Annotated in this window: 20 protein-coding genes; 14 read left to right on the forward strand and 6 right to left on the reverse strand. The window is 68.8% G+C overall.

Annotation, left to right across the window (positions count from 1 at the left end; genetic code table 11):
• The first annotated feature begins 257 nt into the window (after nucleotides 1-257).
• The gene (gene creB / locus QTI51_RS27825; RefSeq protein ID WP_116911739.1) at nucleotides 258-1,061 is read left to right on the forward strand and encodes a two-component system response regulator CreB; all 804 of its coding nucleotides are present in this window, start codon (nucleotides 258-260) and stop codon (nucleotides 1,059-1,061) included.
• Nucleotides 1,058-2,518 carry a two-component system sensor histidine kinase CreC gene (creC, locus tag QTI51_RS27830; protein WP_116911738.1) on the forward strand — a complete coding sequence of 487 codons (1,461 nt, stop codon included), beginning with the start codon at nucleotides 1,058-1,060 and terminating at the stop codon, nucleotides 2,516-2,518. Before creB ends, creC begins: the two co-directional genes overlap by 4 nt.
• Before the next feature lie 33 nt (nucleotides 2,519-2,551).
• Here the strand turns inward: creC and QTI51_RS27835 are convergent, their stop codons facing one another.
• From QTI51_RS27835 to creD, 4 genes are all read right to left on the reverse strand, one after another.
• Nucleotides 2,552-3,157: a hypothetical protein gene (locus QTI51_RS27835; RefSeq protein WP_116911737.1), complete on the reverse strand. Its 606-nt coding sequence runs from the start codon at nucleotides 3,155-3,157 to the stop codon at nucleotides 2,552-2,554.
• 112 nt (nucleotides 3,158-3,269) lie between these two features.
• On the reverse strand, nucleotides 3,270-5,687 hold the full coding sequence (locus QTI51_RS27840) for a penicillin-binding protein 1A (RefSeq protein ID WP_207786768.1): 2,418 nt from the start codon (nucleotides 5,685-5,687) through the stop codon (nucleotides 3,270-3,272).
• A 12-nt stretch (nucleotides 5,688-5,699) separates the two neighbouring features.
• The gene (locus tag QTI51_RS27845; RefSeq protein ID WP_116911736.1) at nucleotides 5,700-7,016 is read right to left on the reverse strand and encodes a glycoside hydrolase family 3 N-terminal domain-containing protein; all 1,317 of its coding nucleotides are present in this window, start codon (nucleotides 7,014-7,016) and stop codon (nucleotides 5,700-5,702) included.
• Entirely contained in the window at nucleotides 7,013-8,548 is a 1,536-nt protein-coding gene (gene creD, locus QTI51_RS27850; protein WP_116911735.1) for a cell envelope integrity protein CreD, read from the reverse strand. Before creD ends, QTI51_RS27845 begins: the two co-directional genes overlap by 4 nt.
• Nucleotides 8,549-8,752: 204 nt before the next feature.
• Between creD and QTI51_RS27855 the strand changes: the two genes are divergently transcribed.
• The 5 genes from QTI51_RS27855 to QTI51_RS27875 are packed head-to-tail and all read left to right on the forward strand — an operon-like array spanning nucleotide 8,753 to nucleotide 14,485.
• Nucleotides 8,753-10,834, forward strand: a complete 2,082-nt coding sequence (locus tag QTI51_RS27855) for a VIT and vWA domain-containing protein (protein ID WP_116911734.1) — start codon at nucleotides 8,753-8,755, stop codon at nucleotides 10,832-10,834.
• 29 nt (nucleotides 10,835-10,863) lie between these two features.
• Nucleotides 10,864-11,844 carry an exosortase Q gene (gene xrtQa / locus QTI51_RS27860; RefSeq protein ID WP_116911733.1) on the forward strand — a complete coding sequence of 327 codons (981 nt, stop codon included), beginning with the start codon at nucleotides 10,864-10,866 and terminating at the stop codon, nucleotides 11,842-11,844.
• Nucleotides 11,825-12,406, forward strand: a complete 582-nt coding sequence (xrtQb, locus tag QTI51_RS27865; RefSeq protein WP_116911732.1) for an exosortase Q subunit 2 — start codon at nucleotides 11,825-11,827, stop codon at nucleotides 12,404-12,406. The genes xrtQa and xrtQb overlap by 20 nt, the downstream gene beginning before the upstream one ends.
• Nucleotides 12,407-12,418: 12 nt before the next feature.
• Nucleotides 12,419-13,684, forward strand: coding sequence for a biosynthetic peptidoglycan transglycosylase (locus tag QTI51_RS27870; protein ID WP_116911731.1), 1,266 nt, complete (start codon nucleotides 12,419-12,421; stop codon nucleotides 13,682-13,684).
• Between the two features lie 42 nt (nucleotides 13,685-13,726).
• Complete coding sequence (locus QTI51_RS27875; protein ID WP_286516861.1) at nucleotides 13,727-14,485, forward strand: GNAT family N-acetyltransferase; 759 nt, start codon at nucleotides 13,727-13,729, stop codon at nucleotides 14,483-14,485.
• Between the two features lies 1 nt (nucleotide 14,486).
• Here the strand turns inward: QTI51_RS27875 and QTI51_RS27880 are convergent, their stop codons facing one another.
• Complete coding sequence (locus QTI51_RS27880) at nucleotides 14,487-15,122, reverse strand: TetR/AcrR family transcriptional regulator (protein ID WP_116911730.1); 636 nt, start codon at nucleotides 15,120-15,122, stop codon at nucleotides 14,487-14,489.
• Nucleotides 15,123-15,283: 161 nt separating this feature from the next.
• Between QTI51_RS27880 and QTI51_RS27885 the strand changes: the two genes are divergently transcribed.
• From QTI51_RS27885 to QTI51_RS27905, 5 genes are all read left to right on the forward strand, one after another.
• Nucleotides 15,284-16,714, forward strand: coding sequence for a carotenoid oxygenase family protein (locus QTI51_RS27885; RefSeq protein ID WP_116911729.1), 1,431 nt, complete (start codon nucleotides 15,284-15,286; stop codon nucleotides 16,712-16,714).
• A complete protein-coding gene (locus QTI51_RS27890; protein ID WP_116911728.1) occupies nucleotides 16,711-17,268 on the forward strand; it encodes a hypothetical protein in 558 nt (185 codons plus the stop codon). Before QTI51_RS27885 ends, QTI51_RS27890 begins: the two co-directional genes overlap by 4 nt.
• Before the next feature lie 96 nt (nucleotides 17,269-17,364).
• The gene (locus QTI51_RS27895) at nucleotides 17,365-18,261 is read left to right on the forward strand and encodes a pirin family protein (protein WP_116911727.1); all 897 of its coding nucleotides are present in this window, start codon (nucleotides 17,365-17,367) and stop codon (nucleotides 18,259-18,261) included.
• Between the two features lie 102 nt (nucleotides 18,262-18,363).
• Nucleotides 18,364-19,443 carry a flavodoxin family protein gene (locus tag QTI51_RS27900; RefSeq protein ID WP_116911726.1) on the forward strand — a complete coding sequence of 360 codons (1,080 nt, stop codon included), beginning with the start codon at nucleotides 18,364-18,366 and terminating at the stop codon, nucleotides 19,441-19,443.
• Between the two features lie 171 nt (nucleotides 19,444-19,614).
• Nucleotides 19,615-20,187, forward strand: coding sequence for a Spy/CpxP family protein refolding chaperone (locus QTI51_RS27905; protein WP_116911725.1), 573 nt, complete (start codon nucleotides 19,615-19,617; stop codon nucleotides 20,185-20,187).
• 119 nt (nucleotides 20,188-20,306) lie between these two features.
• Here QTI51_RS27905 and QTI51_RS27910 read toward each other — a convergent pair whose 3' ends face one another.
• Nucleotides 20,307-20,735: a serine/threonine protein kinase gene (locus QTI51_RS27910; RefSeq protein ID WP_116911724.1), complete on the reverse strand. Its 429-nt coding sequence runs from the start codon at nucleotides 20,733-20,735 to the stop codon at nucleotides 20,307-20,309.
• 296 nt (nucleotides 20,736-21,031) lie between these two features.
• Between QTI51_RS27910 and QTI51_RS27915 the strand changes: the two genes are divergently transcribed.
• On the forward strand, nucleotides 21,032-21,880 hold the full coding sequence (locus tag QTI51_RS27915; RefSeq protein WP_503011547.1) for an endonuclease/exonuclease/phosphatase family protein: 849 nt from the start codon (nucleotides 21,032-21,034) through the stop codon (nucleotides 21,878-21,880).
• Between the two features lie 7 nt (nucleotides 21,881-21,887).
• A complete protein-coding gene (clsB, locus tag QTI51_RS27920) occupies nucleotides 21,888-23,153 on the forward strand; it encodes a cardiolipin synthase ClsB (protein WP_116911723.1) in 1,266 nt (421 codons plus the stop codon).
• The last annotated feature ends 44 nt before the right edge of the window (nucleotides 23,154-23,197 follow it).

A 23,197-nucleotide genomic window follows, 5' to 3' on the forward strand; every position in this document is an offset into this window, starting at 1 on the left:
GCAGCTGCGCACAGTGACGCAGGCATGACAACTCGTTGTCGCGTAACGGAAAAACAGGCATGTCCACAGAAGTGTGCCGCCCTTATCTACTACTACTAATTTGAATAAGAAGAATAAGAAGATAGGGAACAGGGAAAGCTGCGCGCAAAAAAAAGCCGCGAACGGCCGCGCCGGTCCACGGCGCCTTGGGCGGAAACGGCTCCTCCCCGTCCTCTCGGTTCTCTCTCCTCGCCCTCCCCTGGGTAACAATCCGGGGAATGAGCTTCAAACCCCGGATCCTGATTGCCGAAGACGAGTCGGGCATCGCCGACACGCTGCAATACGTCCTGAAAAGCGACGGATTCATCCCGGTGTGGTGCGCCACGGCCGAAGAAGCCATCGCCCAGTTCGCGCAGGAGCCGCCGGCGCTGGCGATCCTGGACATCGGTTTGCCCGACCTGAACGGGTTCGAGCTCTTCAAACGCCTCCAGGCGCTGAACCAGGCGATGGGCGGCCCGGAGGTACCGATGGTCTTCCTGACGGCCCGCAGCGACGAGATAGACCGCGTGGTGGGCCTCGAACTGGGGGCGGACGACTACATCGCCAAGCCGTTCTCGCCGCGCGAGCTGGTCGCCCGGGTGCGAACGATCCTGCGGCGGAGCGCCAGAAGCAGCACAAATGGCTCAAACGGCTCGCCTGCGGCCTCGCCACCGAACCATGGGGTACCCCATCAAACCGGAGCCCAGGCGCCTCCAGCGACCTCCCAGGTGCCTGCAATGCCGTTTTTGCTCGACAACGAGCGAATGCAAATCCGGTACTACGGCCGGCTGCTCGAGCTCTCGCGCTACGAGTACGGTCTGCTGAGGCTGCTGGTGCAGCGCCCGGGGCGCGTGTTCACGCGCGACGAATTGCTGCAGCTCGTGTGGGACGACGCCAGCGACAGCTTCGACCGCACGGTCGACGCGCACATCAAGACCTTGCGCGCCAAGCTCAAGGCGATCGCGCCGGAGGTGGAGCCGATCCGCACGCTGCGCGGCACCGGCTATGCGCTGAACGAAGAGTTGCCCGCCAAGGCGTCGTGACCCGGCGCACGCGGATCTTCATCGGCATCCTGCTGATCTACACGGCGGGCATCGCCTTCCTGCTGTACCGCGTCGTCTCGGACATCGATCCGCGCTACCGCGAGTCGGCGGAGGAATCGCTGGTCGAGACCTCGCAGCTGGTGGCCAGCCTGGTCGAGCAGGACGTGATCGCCGGCGCCATCAACACCGCGCGGCTGGAGCCGCTGTTCCGCACGGTGTACGCGCGCGAGTTTTCCGCGCAGATCTACAACCTGCACAAGAGCCGCGTGGAGCTGCGCGTGTACGTCACCGACCGCGGCGGCCGCGTGATGTTCGACTCGCTCGGCAGGCACCTGGGCGCCGACTATTCGCAGTGGAGCGACGTGAGCCGCACGCTCGCCGGCCTGTACGGCGCGCGCACTTCGCGCGACGTCGACGGCGACCCGCGCACCTCGGTGATGTACGTGGGCGCGCCCATTCGCTGGAACAACGAGATCGTCGGCATGGTCAGCGTGGGCAAGCCGGTGCAGAGCTTCGGCCAGTTCGTGGAAGACGCGCGCGCCCGCACCATCTGGGTCGGCGTGGGTTCGGGCCTGGCGCTGCTGCTGCTCGCGCTCATCGTCTCGGTGTGGCTGGTGCGGCCCTTCGGGCTGATCCGCGACTACTGGACCTGGGTGCGCGCGCAGCACCGCGTGGGCACCCTGAGCATCGGGCGCATGGCGCGGCGCGCGGTCGACGGCGTGCGCGCAGGCTTCGGCGAGATGCGCGACGCGCTCACCGGGCGCAACTACGTGGCCGACTACGTGCAGACCTTCACGCACGAGGTGAAGAGCCCGCTGTCCGCCATCCGCGGCGCGGCCGAACTGCTGCAGGAACCGTCGATGCCGCACGCCGAGCGCGAGCGCTTCCTGACGAACATCGAGCGCGAGACGCAGCGCATCCAGGAAATCGTCGACCGCATGATGGAGCTCACCGCGCTGGAAACGCGGCGCCGCCTCGACCGCACCGAGCCGGTGGCGCTGGGCGCGCTGATCGAAGACATCGCGCTCAGCGCGCAGCCCGCGGCGGCGAAGCGCAACATCCGCCTGCTGGTCAACGTCCGCGGCGAGGCGCGCACCGAGGGCGACCCCTTCCTGCTGCGCAGGGCCATCAGCAACCTGCTGGACAACGCCATCGATTTTTCACCGCGCGACAGCGAGGTGCTGCTCACGCTGGAGACCACGTCGAAGCTCGCGCGCGTGAGCGTGCGCGACCACGGCCCGGGCATTCCGGAGTACGCGCAGGAAAAGGTCTTCCAGAAGTTCTATTCGCTCGCGCGGCCGCACACCCAGAAGAAGAGCACGGGGCTCGGGCTGGCGTTCGTGAAGGAGATCGCGGCATTGCACCGCGGTCGCATCGAACTGGGCAACGCGTCGCGCGGCGGTGCGGTGGCGACGCTGACCTTGCCGCTGCTGCCCTCCGCCCACCGCGGGCACTGAAAGCGCTGAGGGCGCTGCAGGCTTGCTGGCCGGTTAGCTACCCGTCAGCGTCCGGTACGCATTGCGCGTTTCCGGGCTCACCGCGGCCAGCAGCTGGTCGTACGACGTCTGGTGGCGCGCCAGCATGCGCGCCGACGCCACGGTCTTCGACTTGCAATACCAGTGGCAGGTGTGCTGCAGCAGGAACAGCTCGGCCGACATCGTGAAGGCCTTCGACTTGGGCGTGCGCCCCGCGTCGTTGCGCATCACGCCGGCCACGCCGCGCGCGTGGATGAGCAATGCCTGGCGCACATCGAAGGTGGCGGCCGGCAGGAGCTGGGTGGCCAGCGGCAGCGCCACCGGCAGCTTGCTCACGCGTGACACGGGTTCGGGCACGCGCGACATCTCGGCGGCGAAGCTCTCGAGCTGGCCGGCGATTTTTTCTTCGGTGGCGTCCAGCAGGTGCCAGATCTGCTGGCGGCGCTCGGCGTCGTCTTCGCCCAGGCAGCGCAGGTAGCCGGAAGTCAGGCTCTCCATGAGCCGTTCGATCTGGTAGCGCCCGAGGTGGCTGCCCAGCACGGCGATGCGCTGGCGCTGCTCCCGGGATTTGAGAATGTAGAAGCCAGCGGCAATCAATGCCACCAGGGTAAGAATTTCCATGGAGTCGTGGGGAAGAAAAAGAGAAGGCGGGACGCAGCACCGAGTGTAGGCACCGCGACCCGCCCTGTCGGCACGCTCTGTGGGTACGCCGTTCTTTTTGCGGCGTCCGCGGCTACCGGAAGAAGTCCAGGATCTTGTTGCGCTCCTCGGGCTGCGGCGGCGCCCCCAGCGGCGCGCCGGTGATCTCTTCCACCGGCGGCGGCGCCGCCTCGGTGTCCAGCCCCAGGCTGGCCACGTTGTGGCCCGGCGTGAAGTCGTCGAAGTACAGCTCGCCGTCGACGTTCACGATGCCCGGCGGCTCGGCCGGCAGCGTCACGGGCACGCCCTGCAGCGCGGTCTGCATGTAGCCGACCCAGATCGGCAGGCTCAGGCTGCCACCCGTTTCGCCGCGCACGCCGAGTTGGCGCGGCGTGTCGTAGCCGATCCACGCGATGCCGACCATGGTCGGCTGGAAGCCCGCGAACCAGGTGTCGAACGAGTCGTTGGTGGTGCCGGTCTTGCCGTAGAGGTCGTCGCGCTTCAGTGCCTGGTGCGCCTTGAAGCCGGTGCCGTTCTTCACCACGCTCTGCAGCAGCGACTCCATGACGAAGGCGTTGCGCTGCGGAATCGCGCGGCGCGTTTCGTCGAGCACCGGCGCCTCGGTTTCCATGATGACCTTGTCGCGCAGGTCGGTCACGCGCGTCACCAGGTACGGGTTCACGCGGTAGCCGCCGTTGGCGAACACCGAATAGCCCACGGCCATCTGCATCGGCGTGACCGAGCCGGCGCCCAGGCCCATCGGGAGGTTGGCGGGTTGCTTGTCCTTGTCGAAGCCGAACCGGGTGACCCAGTCTTGCGCGTAGGGCGCGCCGATGGACTGCAGCACGCGCAGCGTGACCAGGTTCTTCGACTTCATGAGCGCGGTGCGCAGCGGCATCGGGCCTTCGTAGGTGCCTTCGAAGTTCTTCGGCTCCCAGGGCTGGCCGCCGTTCTCGGCGGCGTCGAAGTGCAGCGGCGCGTCGTTCACCACGGTGGAGGGCGAGAAGCCTTTTTCCAGTGCGGCCGAATAGATGAAGGGCTTGAAGCTGGAGCCCGGCTGGCGCCAGGCCTGCGTGACGTGGTTGAACTTGTTCTTGCCGAAATCGAAGCCGCCCACCAGCGCCTTGATGGCGCCGCTGCGCGGGTCCATGCCGATGAAGGCGCCTTCCACTTCGGGCAGCTGCGTGATCTCCCAGGTGTTCTTCGGCGTGCGTGCCACGCGAATGACCGCGCCGCGTCGGATCTTGATGTTGGGCGGCGCCTTCGCGGCCAGGCCCGACTGCGCGGGCTTCAGGCCGTCGCCGGTGATCTGCACGGTTTCGCCGTTGGCGCGCACCGCGCTGATTTCCTTCGCGTTCGCATCGAGCACCACGGCCGCGACCACGTCGCCGTTGTCGGGGTGTTCGGCCAGCGCGTCGTCCACGGCTTCGTCGACTTCCTTCTGCTCGCTCGGCAGGTCGACGAACTTCTCGGGGCCGCGGTAGGGCTGGCGGCGCTCGTAGTCCATGATGCCCTTGCGCAGCGACTTGTACGCCGCGGCCTGGTCCGCCGCCACCAGCGAGGTGTAGACCTTCAGGCCGCTGGTGTAGATGCTGTCGCCGTACTGCGCGTACATCATCTGGCGCACCGTCTCGGCCACGTACTCGGCATGCAGGCGGCTCGGGTCGGCCGAATCGCGCAGGTGCAGTTCTTCCTTCTTGGCCTCGGCCGCCTGCTGCGCGGTGATGAAGCCGGTTTCCTGCATGCGGTCGATCACGTACAGCTGGCGCGCGCGTGCGCGGCGCGGGTTGGCCACCGGGTTGTTGGCGCCCGGCGCCTTCGGCAGGCCGGCCAGCATGGCGGCCTCGGCGATGGTCACGTTCTGCAGCGGCTTGCCGAAGTAGGTTTCCGAGGCGGCGGCGAAACCGTAGGCGCGGTTGCCCAGGTAGATCTGGTTCAGGTAGATCTCCAGGATCTGGTCCTTGGTGAGCTGCTGCTCGAGCCGCAGCGCCAGCAGGATCTCGTACGACTTGCGGCTCAGCGTGCGCTCCGAGCTCAGGTACACGTTGCGCGCCACCTGCATGGTGATGGTCGAGGCGCCCTGCTTGCGCCCGCCCTTCAGGCTGGCCACGGCGGCACGCAGGAAGCCCTTGTAGTCGACGCCGCCGTGGTCGTAGAAGCGCGCGTCTTCCACGGCCAGCACCGCGTCCTTCATCACCTTGGGAATGTTCGCGAAGGGCGTGAGGTTGCGGCGCTCTTCGCCGAACTCGCCGATCATCTGCCCCTCGCTCGAGTACACGCGCAGCGGCAACTTGGGGCGGTAGTCGGCCAGCTCCGATACATCGGGCAGCTTCGGGTAGATGGCCACCACGGCCACGATGGCCGCGACGATGGCCACCAGCGCGCCGGAGCCCACCACGATGGCGCCCCACCCCGCGATGCGTTTCCAGCGGCGGTTCGGATCGACCGGGCCGTCGCCGTCGATGCCTTCGTCGGAACCGTCGGGAGGGTTGGAGCTTGAACGTTTGAACATAGGAAGAGCTAGCTAGCGAAAGGATTGGAGCCGCTGCGCGCCGCGGCGTTCCGGCATCGGGAGATCGAGCGCACCGCGCCGCGTGGCGAGCCGGGCGGTCAGGCCGGCGGCCTGGTGCGCGCAGTGCATGGCATCGAAGTACTTGTCGTGGTCGAAGGCGATCAGCAGGAGGTCCACGCCCGCGTCGAGCGCTCGGACAGTGGCTTCGCACAGACCACGGTTGTAGGCCGCGCCCATCGTGAGGTCGTCGGTGACGAGCAGGCCCTGGTAGCCCCACTCGCCCCGAATCACCCGCTGCACGATTCTGCGCGAGAAAGAGACCGGGTATTCGGCGTCGAGTTCCGCAAGGATGACATGGCCCAGCATGATCGCTGCGTCAGATTGTTTCGACACTTCTTGAAATGGTTTCCAGTCTTTCGCGGCCAGCTGGGCGACCGGCGTTCGCAGTTCGGCGGCGAAATGGTGTGTGTCCGCAGTGACGCCCGCCAGCCCCGGAAAGTGCTTCAGCGTGCCGCGAACGCCAGCGGCTTCAAGGCCTTGCGCGTAAGCGAGCGCCACCTGCGTGGTGAGCGCGGGGTCGGCGGAGATGGCGCGTTCCTCGATGCGCGTGTGCAGGTCCCAGCGGCCCGGCGCGCGGCCCGGCCGCAGGTCGACCACCGGGCTGAAGTTGAGCGTGACGCCCAGGTCGGCCAGCGCCTTGCCTTGCTGTTCGCCGTACGCCCGGGCGCGTTCGGCGAGCTGGTCTTCGGGCACCTCCGCGTCGAGCAGGCTCGACAGCGCGGGCTGGCGCTCGACCAGTGGAGACAGCCGCGACACGCCGCCGCCCTCCTGGTCGGTCGCCACGATGAGCGGCGGCAGGCCGGCCTGCCGCCGCACGGCCTGCAACCCCTGGATTTCTTCGCGCAGGGCGTCGGCCGTGCGGCCCTTCACATTGCGCCCCGTCACGAAGATGCCGCCGATGAGGCCGCGGCGCGCGAGCTCGCGCACGTCGTTCGCATCGTCGTAGCCGACGATGAAGTGCGCGCCCAGCGCTTGCGCCGCAGGGCCCGACATCGCGCGCACTTCGGCGCGGTGCTGGCGCGAGGCGGCCTCGTTGCACAGCGCCATGAGCAAGGCCGCGCAGGCCAGGCCCAGCGCCAACGGGCGCAGCATGCCGCGCGCGAAGCGCCACGCGACGACGATGGCGGCGGCCAGTGCCGCGAGCAGCAGCGGCAGCTCCCAGCGGCGCATGAAGAGCAGGTGCGGGTCCTTCAGGTGCCAGGCCCAGAACCACAGCGTGGCCAGGGCCAGCCAGCCCGCGGCAGCGGCGATGGCCCGCAGCAGTTTCATGCGGGCTGCGCTTCGGCGGTGGTGTTGGTGGTGCCTGTGCTGGCTGTGCTGGCGGTGGCCGGCACCGCGTCGTTGCGCCGCGAGAGCGCATACCAGTCGACCTTGCGCGTCACCACCATCAGCACCGCCAGCATGCCGAAGATCAGCAGTGCGCCCAGCAGCAGTGCGTTGCTTTCCGAAGCCAGCAGCCCGTACAGCGCGCCATACAGCAGCGCCACGAACGCACCGAAGGACATGCCGCGACGCCAGCCGTCGAGCACCGCGCTGAAGTACACCGCCAGCAACGCGACGCTGGCCGTGGCCGCGCCCGCATAGGCCATCCAGAACGCGAACTTTTCCGACAGCGCCAGCAGCAGCAGGAAGAACAGCGCAATCGACAGCCCCACCAGCCCGTATTGCACCGGGTGCAGGCGCAGCTTGCGGAACAGCTCGAACATGAAGGCCGCCATCAGCACCAGGCCGATGAACAGCATGCCGTACTTGCCCGCGCGCGTGCTCATCGAGTAGACGTTGATGGGCTGCGCGAGCGACACGTCGAAGGTCTGCAGCGGGCCGAGGTTGCGGCGCGCCACGCGGTTGGCGCTGGCGCTGTCGCTGCTCATGGCAGCGCCCGCGGCCATCGCCACGTCGTTGCCCGAGCCGCTGCCGGAGCCCGAAAGACCGGCACGCACCTGTTCGCGCGCGGACGTCACCAGCGACGACACGCGCCAGTGCGCGTCGAAGCCCTGCGGTGTCACGCTGCGTTCGGCGGCAAGAAAGCGGCCGCCGAAGCTCGGGTGCGCCCAGGGCGAAATCAGGTGGGCGGTGGTTTCTTCCGCAATGGGCGCGATGGCCAGCGTGTCCTGCCCGACCAGGCCGATCTTCATGTCGAAGGGAATCGGCGTGCCGGCCTGCCAGGCCGCGAGCGCGGCGCCGGTCAGCGGCGCATGGATGCCGTCGGCAAACCAGGCGTCGTCGGCAATGCCCGGCACGCGCTGGCGAAAGCGCAGTGCCTCGCCGTTCATGGTGATCGCGGGCGAACCGTCGAGGCCGCGCAGGTCGCTCACGTTGAAGGCGATGAACGGTGCCTTGAACTCGATCTTGGAATCGGCCTCGCTGTGCGACACGGCCTTCGGGTCGAAGGCCGTGAAGCCGCCGCTGAGCGTGGCGTTCAGCGTGTAGAACGGAATCTTGAAGATGCCGCGGTAGCGCTCCTGCGGCGCCATGCTGCCTTCGATGTGCAGCTTGTCGGGGAACACCACGTGGGCCATTTCCTTGGCGCGCGCCTCCTGGCCGATGACCTTGCCTTGCGCGTCGCGTTGCGTTTCCATCCAGCGCTCCACGTACGGCACCAGCATCAGCGGGCCGACCACGGTCTGGCGGCCCGCGTAGGTGGCGGCGAGTTCCTGGGCGGCTTCGCGCTGGCTCTCGCCGCGCTCGCGGTTGATGGCGTCGATTTCCGCCAGCGGAATGCACAGCAGCAACACCAGCACGAACAGGCCGGCCACCTTCACCAGCATCGAGCTCTGCAGGGCCCTGAACAGCTGAAGCATTTTTCTTCTCCTTGGTTGTCGTCGATGGCGCGATGCTCGCGGCGCCACCCGAAGGCCGTGTGAAGCGCCGGCGCCGGGCGGCTTCACACAGACTTCACACAGCGGCGCGCGGGCGTTGCGCACTTCAAGAAGGCTTCCCACTGCCTTCTCGGGCGATGGCGAAAGTTGCGGCCGTGCAAGTTCGCACGGACAAGGACCCCCGCCATGGATGCCCACACCACCCCACGCCCCGGCCGCTGGCTCTGGCTCGCCACCGTGAGCCTGGCGGCCGCGGGTTTCATCGCCATGGGCGTTCGCCCGGTGCACGCGCAGGAGTCGTCCGCCGCGCCCCGCCTGAAGACCGAGAGCCCGTACTTCTTCGTGAAGAGCGACGACCCCTCGGTCGACCGCCTGCCGCTGAAGGGCACCGAGGTGTCGGTGAAGATCTCGGGCGTGATCGCCGACGTGACGGTCACGCAGACCTACCGCAACGAAGGCCGGCGCGCCATCGAGGCGAAGTACGTGTTTCCCGGCTCGACCAAGGCCGCGGTGAGCGGCATGAACGTGCGCCTGGCCGACCGCCTCATCACCGCGCAGATCCGAGAGAAGCAGCAGGCGCAGATCGAGTACGACACCGCCAAGAAAGAGGGCAAGACCGCCGCGCTGCTCGAGCAGCACCTGCCCAACGTGTTCCAGATGAACGTCGCCAACATCCTGCCCGGCGACGACGTGAAGGTGGAGCTGCGCTACACCGAGCTGCTGGTGCCGCAGTCGGGCAACTACCAGTTCGTGTTCCCGACCGTGGCGGGCCCGCGCTACAACTCGCCGCAGTCGGAGAACGCGCAGGCGAAATGGGTGGCACAACCCGTGTTGCCCGCTGGAGCCGCGTCGAGCACCAGCTTCAGGCTGAAGGCCAGCATCGACACGCCGATCGGCATCAAGGAGATTCGCTCGGCCACGCACACCATCGAGGTGAAGAAGAGCGACGAAGACCAGCACGCCGACATCGCCCTCGCCGCCGACGGCCGCCCCGCGGAAAACCGCGACTTCGTGCTCGACTACCGCCTGGCGGGCGAGAAGATCGAGTCGGGCCTGATGCTCTACAAGGGCCAGGGCGAGCATGCGGAAAACTTCTTCCTCGCGATGGTGGAGCCGCCCAAGGCCGTGGCGGCCAGCGCCATTTCGCCGCGCGACTACATCTTCGTGGTCGACATCTCGGGCTCGATGCACGGCTTTCCGCTGGACACCGCCAAGACGGTGCTCGAGCGGCTGATCGGCGGGCTGCGCCCGAGCGACACCTTCAACGTGCTGCTGTTCTCGGGCAGCAACAAGATGCTGTCGCCCAGGTCGGTGCCGGCCACGCGCGCCAACATCCAGCAGGCGCTGGCCACCATCCAGAACTACAGCGGCAGCGGCAGCACCGAGCTGATTCCCGCGCTCAAGCGCGTGTACGCCGAGCCGAAGGAAGAGAACGTGTCGCGCACCGTGGTGGTGGTGACCGACGGCTACGTGACGGTGGAGCGCGAGGCCTTCGAGCTGGTGCGCAACAACCTGTCGAAGGCCAACGTGTTCGCCTTCGGCATCGGCTCGACGGTGAACCGCAGCCTGATGGAAGGCATTGCGCGCGCCGGCATGGGCGAGCCCTTCATCATCACCGACCCGGTGCAGGCGCCCGAGCAGGCCGCACGCTTTCGCCGCATGGTCGAGTCGCCGGTGCTCACCAACGTGAAGGCCACCTTCGGCGGGCTCGACGTGTACGACGTGGAACCGCAGGTGCTGCCCGACGTGCTGGGCGAGCGCCCCGTCATCGTGTTCGGCAAGTGGCGCGGGGATGCGAACGGGCAGGCCAAGGGCCGCGTGATCGTCGAAGGCCAGAGTGCCAGCGGCCCGTACCGCGAAGAAGTGCGCATCGACGACCGCACCCGCCAGGACACGGCCGCGCTGCGCACGCTGTGGGCGCGCCACCGCATCCAGGGCCTGAGCGACCAGGAAACGCTGGAAGGCAACGGCGCGTTCAAGGAACGCATCACCGAGCTGGGCCTGAAGTACAGCCTGCTCACGCAGTACACGAGCTTCATCGCCGTCGACAAGGTGGTGCGCAACCTGGCGCCGCAAGACGCCGCGCAGGTGAACCAGCCTCTGCCCCTGCCGCAAGGCGTGAGCGAGCTGGCCGTGCCGAGCCTGGGCGCCGAAGTGCCGAGCACGCCGGAACCCGAATCGCTGGGCGCCATCGCGGTGGTGCTGTCGATGCTGGCCATGCTGCGCCGCCGCGCGCGCCGCAACGACACGCGGCGCTTCACGTCCTGAACAGAAAAAGAGAAAGAAAGAGAAGTCACATGTCGTTGGCAACACTTGCCCACCGCCACCCGCGCATCGTGGACTGGGGCATCCACATCGACCGCACGCCGGCCGCCGGCTGGCTCGCGCTGCAGTTCGCCGCGCTGACGCCGACTTGGGCCTGGATGGTGCAGCGCATGCGCGACGGCTCGGACGACCCGATGGGGCTGCTGGCGCTGGTCGCGCTCGCCGCGCTGGCCTGGAGCCGCCGGCGCGAGCTGCGCGCCTCGCCGCGCCTGGGCTGGCTCGCGTTGGCCGGCGCGGGCACCGTGCTGGCGACGCTGCTGCGCACGGGGCTCGGCGTGGTGCCCGCGCTGCCGCCGCTGGCGGCGGGGTTGCTGGCCGTGCTGGCGCTGGCGTGCGGCCTGCTCGCCTTTCTGCCGCGGCGCATGGCAGCGCTGCCGGTGGCGGGGCTGTCGGTGCTGGCGCTGCCGCTGCTGTCGTCGCTGCAGTTCTATGCGGGCTACCCGCTGCGCGTGGTCACGGCCGAGGTCAGCCGCTGGCTGCTGGCGCCGGGCTTCGAGGTGGCGCGCGAAGGCGCCACGCTGGTGATCGACGGCCGCCTGGTCATCGTGGACGCGCCCTGCTCCGGCGTGCAGATGGTGTGGCTCGGTTACTTCACGGCCTGCGCGGTCGCGCTGTGGGCCGGGCGCTCCGACCGCGGCTTCGCGCGCCGGCTGCCGCTGGCCGGGCTGTTGGTGCTGGCCGGGAACATCGTGCGCAACAGCGTGCTGATTGCCTTCGAAGGCGCCGGCCACCCGCTGGCGCCCTGGGCACACAACGCGCTGGGGCTGCTGGTGCTGGCGGTGGTGTGCGCGGCCATCGCGCGGCTGATGGTGCCGTCGAATCCATCTCGCTCACTTACATCGCGCTCACGTACATCGCGCGCACGTACGTCCCGTCAATCTGCCGAAGCGCCCGTCTCGATTCCGGGCCTCATCACCACCCAGGGAGGCCGCCGTGTCGACACCGTTCTTTGAGCGTTGGTTCGCGAACCATTTCATCAACCGCATCGGCCACAAGTCGGCCTTTGCGCTGGCGATGGTGCTGTGCATGGTGTGGTCGATCACGGCGGCGGTGCGCGCGCCGGCCGAACCGGCCGCGGCGCTGGCCTCGCATGAATGGCAAGCGGAGTGGCCTGCGCAATGGGACGGCGCCTCGCTGCGCCCGCTGGCGCTCAGCGAGGTCGAGCAGCGCTTTGCCGACCACTTTCCCGGCGCCATCGGCCGCATGACCGACGGCACGCAGACCCTGGTGATGCGCCAGGTGACGCAGCCCACGCGCATGCTGCACCCGGCGGTGGACTGCTACCGCGCGCTGGGCTACCGCATCGAGCAGGCGCGGCTGGAACGCGATGCGCAGGAACGCATGTGGCGCTGTTTTGTTGCGCAACGGCACGGGGCGCAAAAATTACGCGTCTGCGAGCGCATCGAGGATGCCCGCGGCACGGCTTTCACAGACACTTCAGCCTGGTACTGGGCAGCGGCCAGCGGCCAGTCGCATGGGCCGTGGCAAGCTGTCACCGTGGCAAGACCGATCTGAAGAAACGAGCCTGTGAAGAAGACCCTGAGATTTGTGCTTTTCGGGCTGCTGGCCCTCATCGTGACGGCGTTTGTGGCTATCTTTTTGATAGTCAAGCTGGCGCTCGCACCCGCCGCGGGCGAATGGAGCACCACGGTGAAGGCGGGCCCGCTGAATTTTGAAATCGGCGTGCCCACGGCATTGCGCGTGGCCACCTCGTCATGGTTCGCGCCCTACCTGGACGGCCGCACGCTGGACACCCGCTTCGGCACCGTGCGCTTTGCCTGGAAGCCGGCCGGCGAACTGCTCGAGATGCAGTGCGTGCCCTGCAGCGCCGAGGTGTCGGCGCTGGGCACCCAGCCGATCAAGGTGGAGCGCCTGGTCGCCACCGTGCGGCGCGACGGCAACACGCTCGCCGGCAGCTTCGAGGCCATGCCGCTGAGCACCGACACCACGCCGCTGCAGGGCCACTGGGACGGCAAGCTCACGCCGAAGAACCTGCAGCTCAACGCCAACGTGCAGGACGCCCCCATCGCCCGCTGGTACGCGGTGCTGGTGCCCACGCTGCCCGAGCTGCAGCGCGCGCGCATCGGCGGCACGCTGGCGTTGCGCGGCCAGCTGGTGCTGCCGGAGGCGACCTTCGCGGTGCAGCCGACCATCGGCCAGTTCACGGTCGAGGGGCTGGGCACCGAGGCCATGCTGAACGCGCGCACCAGCTGCGGGCCGTCGGCCAGGCTCACGAACGACAGCTGGCTGGCGCGCGCGGTCATCGCGGCGGAAGACCAGCGCTTTTTCACCCACACCGGCTACGACCTGACCGAGATCCTGGCGTCCATCGACAACAACCAGAAGCCCGGGCAGATCCGCCGCGGCGGCAGCACGCTCACGCAGCAGCTGGCCAAGCTGCTGGTCACGGGCAGCGACCGCACGGCCGAGCGCAAGCTGCGCGAGCTGCTGTACGCGGTCGAAATGGAGCAGACGCTGGGCAAGGCCCGCATCCTGCAGCTGTACCTGGACAACGCGCCCTGGGGCGGCAACCTGTGCGGCGCCGAGGCCGCGGCGCGGCGCTACTTCAAGCGCAGCGCGCGCACGCTGGAGCCGGCGCAGGCCGTGTGGCTGGCGGCCATGCTGCACAAGCCGCAGGCGGTGCTCGAACAATGGCGGCGCGACGGCCACATCGACGCCGACCGCATCAAGTGGGTGGCCGAGGGCATCCGCGGCATCAGCCGGGCCCAGCGCGAGGCGCTGCTGAAAGGCGTGGCCGCGGCGAAGTTCACGGCGCCTGAAGCGACGCCCTGAACACCATGCAATGACCGTCACGCCATGACAGCCGTGACAGCAATGACAGCCATGACATTGAGCATTCCCGACATCGAAGCCATCGAGCGCGCCACCGTCGCGGCCGTCTCGCCCGACCTCAGCGAAGAAATCGACGGCTGGCTGCTGCCCTTCGCCGAAGGCACCGTGAAGCGCGCCAAGTCGGCCGTGCCGCTGCACCGCAGCGCGGTCGAGCCCGCCACGCTCGACCGCATCGAGGACCGCTGCCTCAGCCGCCAGTCCGCGCCACTCTTGCGCCTGGCCGACGCCGCCTGCTTCGAGGGGTTGCGCGCCGAGCTGGAGCGCCGTCGCTACAGGCCCGAAACGCCGACCTGCGTGCAGGTCGGCTCGGCGCAGCGCATGCGCCAGGTGGCCGCGCCCGACGCCGCATTGGCGGACATCGACAGCGCCCCCGACGACGCCTGGGCCGCGCTTTTTCTCGGCGAGGGTTTCGACCCGGTCGATGGCGCGCACCGCGTGCGCACGCTGTCGCGCGCCAAGGGCACGCTCTACGCCAGCGTGCGCGAAGGCGGCCGCACGGTGGCGGCCGGCGCCATCGCGTTCAGCCACGGCTTGGCCAGCGTGCACGGCATGCGCACCGACCAGGCGCAGCGCGGGCGCGGCCTGGCCGGGCGGGTGCTGGCCGGCATGGCGCAGGCGGCGCTGGCGTGTGGGTTCGAGCGCGTGTTCCTGCAGGTGGACGCCACCAACCCGCCGGCGCTGGCGCTGTACCGCCGCGCCGGTTTCGAAACGCAGTGGAAGTACAGCTACTGGCAGCGCTGAGCTAGGCCTCGAAGCCGAAGCGCACGTCGTCCAGCGCCTTGTCGACCAGGGCGATCGGGTCGTCGAAATCGGGCGTCACCTTGATGATGCCGGGCAGGCGCTGGTCGATGAGCAGGATCGCCAGCCCGTGCACATAGCCCCAGGCGGCGGTGATGCGCATGGCCTCGGTGCCGCTGAGCGAAACGGGGGTGCCGTCGGGCGGCGCGTTCTTCGCGCCGATGATCGCGGCCATCACCCGCATCGCCTCGCGGGCCGCGTCGTTCAGCACGGGTCGCTGCATGTCGATCATCTCGTTGCGGAACATCAGGCCGAACATGGCGGGGTTGTCGTAGGCGAAGTGCACGTAGGCGTGCGCGATGGCGTTGCGGCGCGCGCGCAGCTCGTCGTGCGCGGCCGCGGCGTTGCGCATGGCGTCGCTCAGGCGGCCGTAGCCGACGGCGGCCAGCTCGCTCACCAGGCCCGTCATGTCGCCGAAGTGGTGCTTGGGCGCCGTGTGCGACACGCCCGCCTCCCGCGCGATGGCGCGCAGGCCCAGGCCGGGAATGCCGTCGCGCAGCAGCACGGTTTCTGCCGCGGCCAGCAGGGCTTCGGGCAGGGAACCGTGGTGGTAGCGCTTGGGCGAGGTGTCGGTGGTCATCGAGGGAAAAACGCGAAAAGGGGCAGCCAATAGGCCGCCGAAGCGAAGAAGCCGAAAAATCTTACCACTGGAAAAATTTCTTGACTTCGCCCGTCGAGTCGAAGATATTTCCACTGGAAAGATATTCGAAAGCACCTTCCCACCGACCCAAGGAGCCCCCGATGAACGACGCCATTCCCCGCAGCGCACCCCCGCCGAACATGGACCCCATCGACTTCGAGACCGAGGTGGCCGCGCTGCCGCTCAAGGGCACGCTGCCCGCCGGGCTGCGCGGCACGCTGGTGCGCAACGGCCCGAACCCGGTGGCGCCGGACCCCAAGGCGCACTGGTTCTCGGGCGACGGCATGCTGCACGCGTTCCGCATCGGTGACGGCCAGGTGCGATACCGCAACCGCTGGGTGCGCACGCAGCGCTGGCAGGCGGCGGCCGAGGGCAAGGACCTGTCGGGCGGCTTCCAGGAAGCACCGGTGAGCGAACAGCCCAAGCAGCAGCACGACGACGGTTCCGCCAACACCAACGTCATCGGCCACGCCGGGCGCATGCTCGCGCTCGAAGAAGCGCACCTGCCGGTCGAGATGGCCCTGCCCGCGCTCGACACGCTGGGCGCCACCGACTTCGGCGGCGGCCTGCACGGCAGCTTCACCGCGCACCCCAAGACCGACCCGAAGACCGGCGAGCTGCTGTTCTTCGGCTACGGCACGCCGGCACCGCTGTCCGCGGGCATGAGCTTCGGCGTGATGTCGCGCGAAGGCCGCGTCACGCGCTTCGAGCGCTTCGAGGCGCCCTACCCCAGCATGGTCCACGACTTCATGGTGACCGAGCGGCACGTGATGTTTCCCATCATGCCGCTCACCGCCAGCATGGAGCGCGCGCAAAGCGGTCGCCCGCCTTACGCGTGGGAGCCCGAGCACGGCACGCGCGTCGGCCTGATGCCGCGCGACGGCGGCACGCGCGACATCGTCTGGTGGAAGGGCCCCGCCTGCTACGTGTTCCACGTCATGAACGCGTGGGAGGCCGAGGGCAGCCTGTTCGCCGACGTGGTGCAGTTCCCCACGCCTCCGCTGTTCCCCAGGCCCGACGGCTCGCCCGTGAGCGACAAGCCGCCGATCAGCCGGCTGGTGCGCTGGCAGTTCGATCTGTCGAGCACCACGCACGAGTTCACCCAGACGCAGCTCGAGGAGATTCCGGGCGAGTTCCCGCGCATCGACGAGCGCGTGGCCGGCCTGCCCTACCGCCACGGCTGGTACGTGTGCCGCGGTGTGTCGCAGCCGGGCGAACCGCCGCGGCTGTACGCGGGGCTGGTGCACATCGACCACAGCACGCCGCACCGCGACATCTATCAGTTTCCGGCGCCCGACGTGGTGTCCGAAGGCGTGTTCGTGCCGCGCTCGGCCGATGCCGAGGAAGGCGACGGCTGGCTGCTGGCCACGGTGTGGCGCGGCGCCACCGACACCAGCGACCTGGTGGTGTTCGATGCGCGCGCGCTGGCGTCGGGCCCGCTGTGCGTGGCCTCGCTGCCGCACCGGGTGCCGGTGGGCTTCCACGGGAACTGGTTCCCGTCGAAAGAGGAACATGAGGAGCAGCGGCCATGAGCATGCTGCTGGCCTTCGCGCCCTTCATCGTCTTCGCGCTGTGCGACCGCCTGCTCGGCGTGGTGCCCGCGCTGTCGGCCGCGGCGCTGGTGTCGGCCGTGTTCCTGGTGCGCGACTGGCTCACGCCGGGCCGCTCGGTCAAGGTGCTGGAAATCGGCACGCTGGCGCTGTTCGGCGGCCTGGCGGTGTACGCCGTGGCCACGCACACCGAATGGTCGCTGCTGGGCGTGCGGCTGCGCGTGGATGCGGGCTTGCTCATCGTGGTGCTCGCGAGCATGGCCATTCGCCAGCCCTTCACGCTGCAGTACGCCAAGGAGCGCACGCCGCCCGAGGTGTGGACGCAGCCGGGCTTCAGGCTGGTGAACAACGTCATCACCGCGGCCTGGGCCGTGGCCTTCGGGTTGATGGTGCTGGCGGACGTGGCCATGGTCTACATGCCCGCGCTGCCGCTGTGGGTGGGCATTGCGGTGACGGTGGCGGCCATCGTGGGCGCGATCCGCTTCACGCAGTGGTACCCGGAACACATGCGCGCCAAGTTCCAGGCGGCCAGCTGATCACACCGACCTAGCGCCCGGCCGGCCGTCCGACACGGCCGCAGGGCTGACCGCGTCCCGGTGGCGCCGCCCGCGCGTTGGTGACACCATGGCCGCATGACGAACGCCAATCACCACGCCAACCACCCCACCGATCCCGTCGCCGCACCGCGCGGCATCGACCACATCGTGGCCGGTGTGTCCACCAGCGACGGCGACGGCGTCAAGCTCACCCGCGTGCTGCAGCAGCCGCTGCAGAAGCGGCTCGACCCGTACCTGATGCTCGACGCCTTCGGCAGCGACAACCCGGGCGACTACATCGGCGGCTTTCCCAACCATCCGCACCGCGGCTTCGAAACCGTCACCTACATGATCGCGGGCCGCATGCGCCACCGCGACAGCGCCGGCCACGAAGGCCTGCTGCAGAACGGCGGCGTGCAATGGATGACCGCCGGCCGCGGCCTGGTGCACAGCGAGTTGCCCGAGCAGGAAGAAGGCCTGATGGAAGGCTTTCAGCTGTGGCTCAACCTGCCCGCCAAGGACAAGATGCGCGAGCCCTGGTACCGCGACATCCAGAGCGAGGAGATTCCTGAATTCACCACCCCCGACGGCGTGCACGTGCGCGTGATCGCCGGCGCGAGCCACGGCATCGAAGGCGCGGTGCGGCGCGAGCACACCGAGCCGCTGTACCTGGACATCACGCTGCCGCCGGGCACCGACTTCGCTCAGCCGCTGCCGCACGATCACAACGCGCTGGTGTATGTGTTTCGCGAGTCGCTGTGGATCGCGGGCAGCGAGATTCCCACGCGGCGCATGGCCATCCTGGCGAACGACGCGGGCAGCGACGGCGTGCTGCTGCGCGCGGGCGCGACCAACCACAGCCCGGCGCGTGCGCTGCTCATCGCGGGCAAGCCGCTGCACGAGCCCATCGCGCAGTACGGGCCTTTCGTGATGAACACGCAGGAGCAGGTGAAGCAGGCGGTGCACGACTTCCAGAACGGCAAGCTGGGCTGAGCGGAAACCGGCCGCGGCGCCAAGAGGTGTAGTCGGCCACCTACCGCAAGACGGCATGCGGCACGCATGCGCCGCCGCGCACGCGCTGCCTAGATTGCAGCCATGCCCCCCACGATCCGAAAAGGACAGGCGCCAGACACGCTGCAGCGCGCCGAGTTCCATGAACGCTTCATGCAGCCTTTTCAAGACCCCGCCTTCAAGGCGGAGGCCGAGGCGCTCCAGCGCATCGAGGTCGTGGCCTGGGAGGCGTACCAGGACGGGCGCAAGGCACCGGTGACGCGCAAGGCCGGCCCCGGCTACGCAGACCCCGACTACGACCTGTCCGTCGACTGGCTCGAGGCCAAGGCGCGCATCGACGCGGCGCAGGCCGCCTGGGGCCAGCCGCAGACGCGCTCGCGCGTGCTGCTGGTCAACGGCTCGCCGCGCAACGACGGCACCTGCCCCGGCGAAATCTCCAAGACCTGGCGCATGGCCGAACTGGCGCGCGAGGTGCTCGAAGGCGGCGGCATCGAGGTCGACCTGCTCGACCTGAGCCTGGTCACCTCGGAGTACGGGCGGCAGATTCACCCGTGCAAGGGGTGCGTGTCTACCGCCATGCCGCTGTGCCACTGGCCATGCAGCTGCTACCCCAACCATTCGCTGCGCCAGACCGGCGACTGGATGAACGAGATCTACGAGCGCTGGGTGGCCGCGCACGGCGTCATCTTGCTCACGCCCACGCACTGGTACCAGGCCACGAGCCCGCTGAAGCTGATGATCGACCGGCTGGTGTGCGCCGACGGCGGCAACCCCGACCCGAGCAGCACGCACGGCAAGAAGCCCGAGGAGGCCAAGGCGCTGGAGCTCGAAGGCGGCGGCTGGGGCTACCCCAAGCACCTCGACGGGCGCGCCTACGGCGTGGTGGTGCACGGCGACGTGGCCGGCATCGAGAGCCTGCGGCGCAACCTGTGCGACTGGCTCGACTGGATGGGGCTCGTCGATGCCGGCACGCAGGCGCGGCTGGACCGCTACATCGGCTACTACGAGCCCTACGCCACCAGCCACGACGAACTCGACGCCGACGCCGACATGCAGGAAGAAGTGCGCAACGTGGCGCGCGCGGTGGCCCGCGCCGTGGGCGAGCTGCGCGCCGGCACGCTGCAGAAGCCCGACCGCGGGCTCAAGCGGCCGCGTCCGAAGTAAGAACCCGAGAGCCCAGAAGCCCCAGAAAGACCGATCGACGCTGCGCCCCGGCGCGCGTTCATTCTTCTTTACGCAAGCTCACGCTGGGCTAACGGGCGCGATACAGAGGTCTTCCACACTTCATCTCACCTGCTGCCCATCGGCGGCAGTCTTCGAAAGGAAGTATTTCTCATGATCTCTCTTCGCCAACGCATCGTCTGGGCCAGCCTGCTCGGTTCGGCCGCCCTCGCCTCTTCGGGCGCCTTCGCTCAAGCGCCGGCCGCTCCCACCGCAGCCGCACCCACGGCCGCGGTGGCCCAGGCCGACAACGCCGCCGCGCCCAAGGCGCAGCACAAGCGCATGGACCCGGCCAAGCGCATGGAGCGCATGCAGGAGCACCGCGCCAAGCGCCTGGCCGCGCTGAAGGAAAAGCTCAAGCTCAACGCCGGCCAGGAAGGCGCATGGAGCACCTTCACCGCCGCCAGCCAGCCGCCGGCCGGTGCCCGCCCGCCGCGCATGGACCGCGCCGAGTTCGCCAAGCTGACCACGCCGGAGCGCCTGGAACGCATGCAGGCCCGCCAGGCCGAGCGCAGCGCCATGTTCGCCAAGCGCGCCGACGCCACGAAGACCTTCTACGCCACGCTCACGCCTGAGCAGCAGAAGACCTTCGACGCCGAGACCGCCCACTTCGGCGGCCCGCGCGGTCACCACGGCCGCGGTGGCCCTGATGGCGGCCCGCGCGGTGCGGCACCTGCCAAGGGCTAAAGGCCAAGGCCAGGGCTGAGCCCGGCTGCCGATGCGCTCGCGAGCGCGCATCGGAAAAACAAAAACCCGCAACGCGCGAGCGCTGCGGGTTTTTTCCATTGAGGTGACCGATGGCGAAATTACTTCGGCGTGCCGGTCTTGTCCGTCGGGTTCGTCACCACTTCCGGGCGCTCGCCCTTCTGGCCGAACTGCGGCTTCACCTTGCGGCCGGTCTGGCTCACTTCGGCGCGCGACATCTCGCCCGTGGGCTGCGGCATCGCGTTGGGCTGGTGGTTCACCGTGGTGGTGGCCTCGCCCTTGGGCACGTTGTTGGTGGCGTTGCTGCGGTTGTGCGCGCGGGCTTCGGCCTTCACGGCTTCACGCGATGCGGGCATCGAGTTGTCGGGGCGTTGCGGCGGGTTGGGCACGCCGGCGGGCGTCATGGTGCTGGCCTGGCCGCCGACCGATGGGTCGGGCGAGGCGGGCACGGAGGTGGCCTGCGCCATCGCGAGGCCGGCGGTGCCGAGCAATGCGGCGAGAACCGTGGCGTGGAAAGTTGCGTGCTTCATGGTGTGTGCTCCTTATGGCTTGTCTCGAAGTCGATGAATGAGTCGATGGATAACAGCGTGGGCTCCCTCTGTCGTATCTCTCGAGCCCTGAAATCACCGTAGGAGCCGTGCAAATTCCGCCATGTGGGGGCGAGGCAGGCCTGCCTGTAGGAGCGGGCCGCCCGTGGCTGAAGGGTGCTGAGCGGGCGCTGAACGCGCGCGGACGGGATGCTTGAAAGGAGCGCTCGAATGGGGCGTGAGAAGGTGGCCCGTTCCTACAGTCAGGCTGCGTTCAGGCACGTACAACCCGCTCAACGATGTCTTCTTCGCCCAACTCCAACACCCTGACGCAAGCTGAAGTGCAGGCCGCAGCGCAGGCCGAACCCGCGCATGCGACGCTTGCCGCAGGCGCGCCCGCCACCACCTCGCTGAAGGTCATGACGGTGAACACCCACAAGGGCTTCACCGCGCTGAACCGCAGGTTCATCCTGCCGGAGCTGCGCGACGCCGTGCGCACGGTGGGCGCCGACGTGGTGTTCCTGCAGGAGGTGCTGGGCACGCATTCGCGCCACGAGCGCAAGGTGAGCAACTGGCCCGAGGCACCGCACTACGAATTCCTGGCCGACACCATGTGGCCGCAGTTCGCCTACGGGCGAAACGCCGTGTACCCCAAGGGCCACCACGGCAACGCAGTGCTGTCGAAATTTCCGATCGTGCATTTCCGCAACCACGACGTGTCGGTGAGCGGCCCCGAGAAGCGCGGCCTGCTGCATTGCGTGCTGCGGCTGCCGGGCCGCCCGGTCGACGTGCACGCCATCTGTGCGCACCTGGGCCTGGCCGAGGCGCACCGCCAGCAGCAGCTGGAGCTGCTGTGCCACATCGTGCGCGACGAGGTGCCGGCCGACGCGCCGCTCATCGTGGCGGGCGACTTCAACGACTGGCGCGGCCGCGCGCACGAGGTGCTCGAAAAAGGCGCCTCGTTGCGCGAGGTGTTCGTGCATGCCAACGGCCACGCGGCCAAGACCTTTCCCGCGCGCTTCCCGGTGCTGTCGCTGGACCGCATCTACGTGCGCAACGCGGGCGTGCATGCGCCGGTGGTGCTGCCGCGCAAGCCCTGGTCGCACCTGTCGGACCATGCGCCGCTGGTGGCGAACATCGATCTCTGAGAGCGCCATGAACAACAACCATTGGACCGCGGGCAACCGCGTCGAGCTGCTGGAGAACGGCGAGCAGTTCTTCCCGCGCGTGTTCGATGCCATTCGAAGCGCGCGGCGCGAAGTCATCGTCGAGACCTTCATCCTGTTCGAGGACAAGGTCGGCCTGCAGCTGCATGCGGCCATGCGCGAGGCCGCGCAGCGCGGCGTGAAGGTCGACCTGATGATCGACGGCTTCGGCTCGCCCGACCTCTCGCGCGAGTTCATCGAAGGGCTCACCTCGGTGGGCGTGAAGGTGCGGGTGTTCGACCCCGGTGCGCGCTTCATGGGCCAGCGGCTCAACGTGTTTCGCCGCATGCACCGCAAGATCGTGGTGATCGACGGCGAGCGCGCATTCGTGGGCGGCATCAACTACTCGGCCGACCACCTGCTCGACTTCGGGCCCAAGGCCAAGCAGGACTACGCGGTGGAGCTGGCAGGCCCCATCGTGGCGGAGATTCATCAGTTCGTGCTGCGCGCCATTGCGCTCGGCGGCAAGGGCGCGGGCTGGTTCCGCCGCCGCCTGAAGCAGGCGCCGCCGGTGGGGCAAAGCCATGCCGGCGACGCCGACGCGATGTTCGTCACGCGCGACAACCGGCGCCACACCAACGACATCGAGCGGCACTACCGCGCGGCCATTCGCTCGGCCAAGCACCGCATCGTGATCGCCAACGCGTACTTCTTTCCAGGCTACCGGCTCATCAAGGAGCTGCGGCGCGCCGCGCGCCGTGGGGTGGACGTGCGGCTCATCCTGCAGGGCGAGCCCGACATGCCCATCGTGAAGACGGCCGCGAGCATGCTGTACCACCACCTGATGCACGCGGGCGTGCGCATCTACGAATACTGCGAACGCCCGCTGCACGGCAAGGTCGCGCTCATGGACGACAAGTGGAGCACGGTGGGTTCGAGCAACCTCGACCCGCTGAGCCTGTCGCTCAACCTGGAGTCGAACGTAATCGTGCGCGACACCGCCTTCAACGGCGTGCTGTGGGAGCGCATGGACCACCTGATGCGCCACAGCTGCAAGCAGATAGAAGCCGCCGACCTCGCCAGCGAATGGAGCGGCTGGCGGCTGGTGCGCAGCTTCTTCGTGTTCCACATCCTGCGCTGGTATCCGGCGCTGCTGGGCCGCCTGCCGCGCCACGTGCCGCGCCTGACGCTGGCCGAAGCCACCGACCTTGCCAGCCGCCGCGACACCGGCCTGAGCAACCCGACCGGCGGCGCCACGCAGACGGAAGCCGCCTGAACGGCGGCGCACGCTGCCCGCGCTGCGACGACCGAATACGGAAC

The organism is Variovorax sp. J22G73 (assembly GCF_030317035.1).
Lineage (GTDB): Bacteria > Pseudomonadota > Gammaproteobacteria > Burkholderiales > Burkholderiaceae_C > Variovorax.

What these genes read in the sequence shown, in the direction of transcription:
- QTI51_RS27905 (WP_116911725.1), top strand. Translation starts at nt 19,615, where the DNA reads ATGATCTCTCTTCGCCAACGCATCGTCTGGGCCAGCCTGCTCGGTTCG.
- QTI51_RS27840 (WP_207786768.1), bottom strand. Translation starts at nt 5,687, where the DNA reads ATGTTCAAACGTTCAAGCTCCAACCCTCCCGACGGTTCCGACGAAGGC.
- creD (WP_116911735.1), bottom strand. Translation starts at nt 8,548, where the DNA reads ATGCTTCAGCTGTTCAGGGCCCTGCAGAGCTCGATGCTGGTGAAGGTG.
- QTI51_RS27885 (WP_116911729.1), top strand. Translation starts at nt 15,284, where the DNA reads ATGAACGACGCCATTCCCCGCAGCGCACCCCCGCCGAACATGGACCCC.
- QTI51_RS27845 (WP_116911736.1), bottom strand. Translation starts at nt 7,016, where the DNA reads ATGAAACTGCTGCGGGCCATCGCCGCTGCCGCGGGCTGGCTGGCCCTG.
- creB (WP_116911739.1), top strand. Translation starts at nt 258, where the DNA reads ATGAGCTTCAAACCCCGGATCCTGATTGCCGAAGACGAGTCGGGCATC.
- QTI51_RS27895 (WP_116911727.1), top strand. Translation starts at nt 17,365, where the DNA reads ATGACGAACGCCAATCACCACGCCAACCACCCCACCGATCCCGTCGCC.
- QTI51_RS27910 (WP_116911724.1), bottom strand. Translation starts at nt 20,735, where the DNA reads ATGAAGCACGCAACTTTCCACGCCACGGTTCTCGCCGCATTGCTCGGC.
- QTI51_RS27890 (WP_116911728.1), top strand. Translation starts at nt 16,711, where the DNA reads ATGAGCATGCTGCTGGCCTTCGCGCCCTTCATCGTCTTCGCGCTGTGC.
- clsB (WP_116911723.1), top strand. Translation starts at nt 21,888, where the DNA reads ATGAACAACAACCATTGGACCGCGGGCAACCGCGTCGAGCTGCTGGAG.
- xrtQa (WP_116911733.1), top strand. Translation starts at nt 10,864, where the DNA reads ATGTCGTTGGCAACACTTGCCCACCGCCACCCGCGCATCGTGGACTGG.
- QTI51_RS27900 (WP_116911726.1), top strand. Translation starts at nt 18,364, where the DNA reads ATGCCCCCCACGATCCGAAAAGGACAGGCGCCAGACACGCTGCAGCGC.
- QTI51_RS27875 (WP_286516861.1), top strand. Translation starts at nt 13,727, where the DNA reads ATGACAGCCATGACATTGAGCATTCCCGACATCGAAGCCATCGAGCGC.
- QTI51_RS27855 (WP_116911734.1), top strand. Translation starts at nt 8,753, where the DNA reads ATGGATGCCCACACCACCCCACGCCCCGGCCGCTGGCTCTGGCTCGCC.
- QTI51_RS27880 (WP_116911730.1), bottom strand. Translation starts at nt 15,122, where the DNA reads ATGACCACCGACACCTCGCCCAAGCGCTACCACCACGGTTCCCTGCCC.
- QTI51_RS27915 (WP_503011547.1), top strand. Translation starts at nt 21,032, where the DNA reads ATGTCTTCTTCGCCCAACTCCAACACCCTGACGCAAGCTGAAGTGCAG.
- QTI51_RS27835 (WP_116911737.1), bottom strand. Translation starts at nt 3,157, where the DNA reads ATGGAAATTCTTACCCTGGTGGCATTGATTGCCGCTGGCTTCTACATT.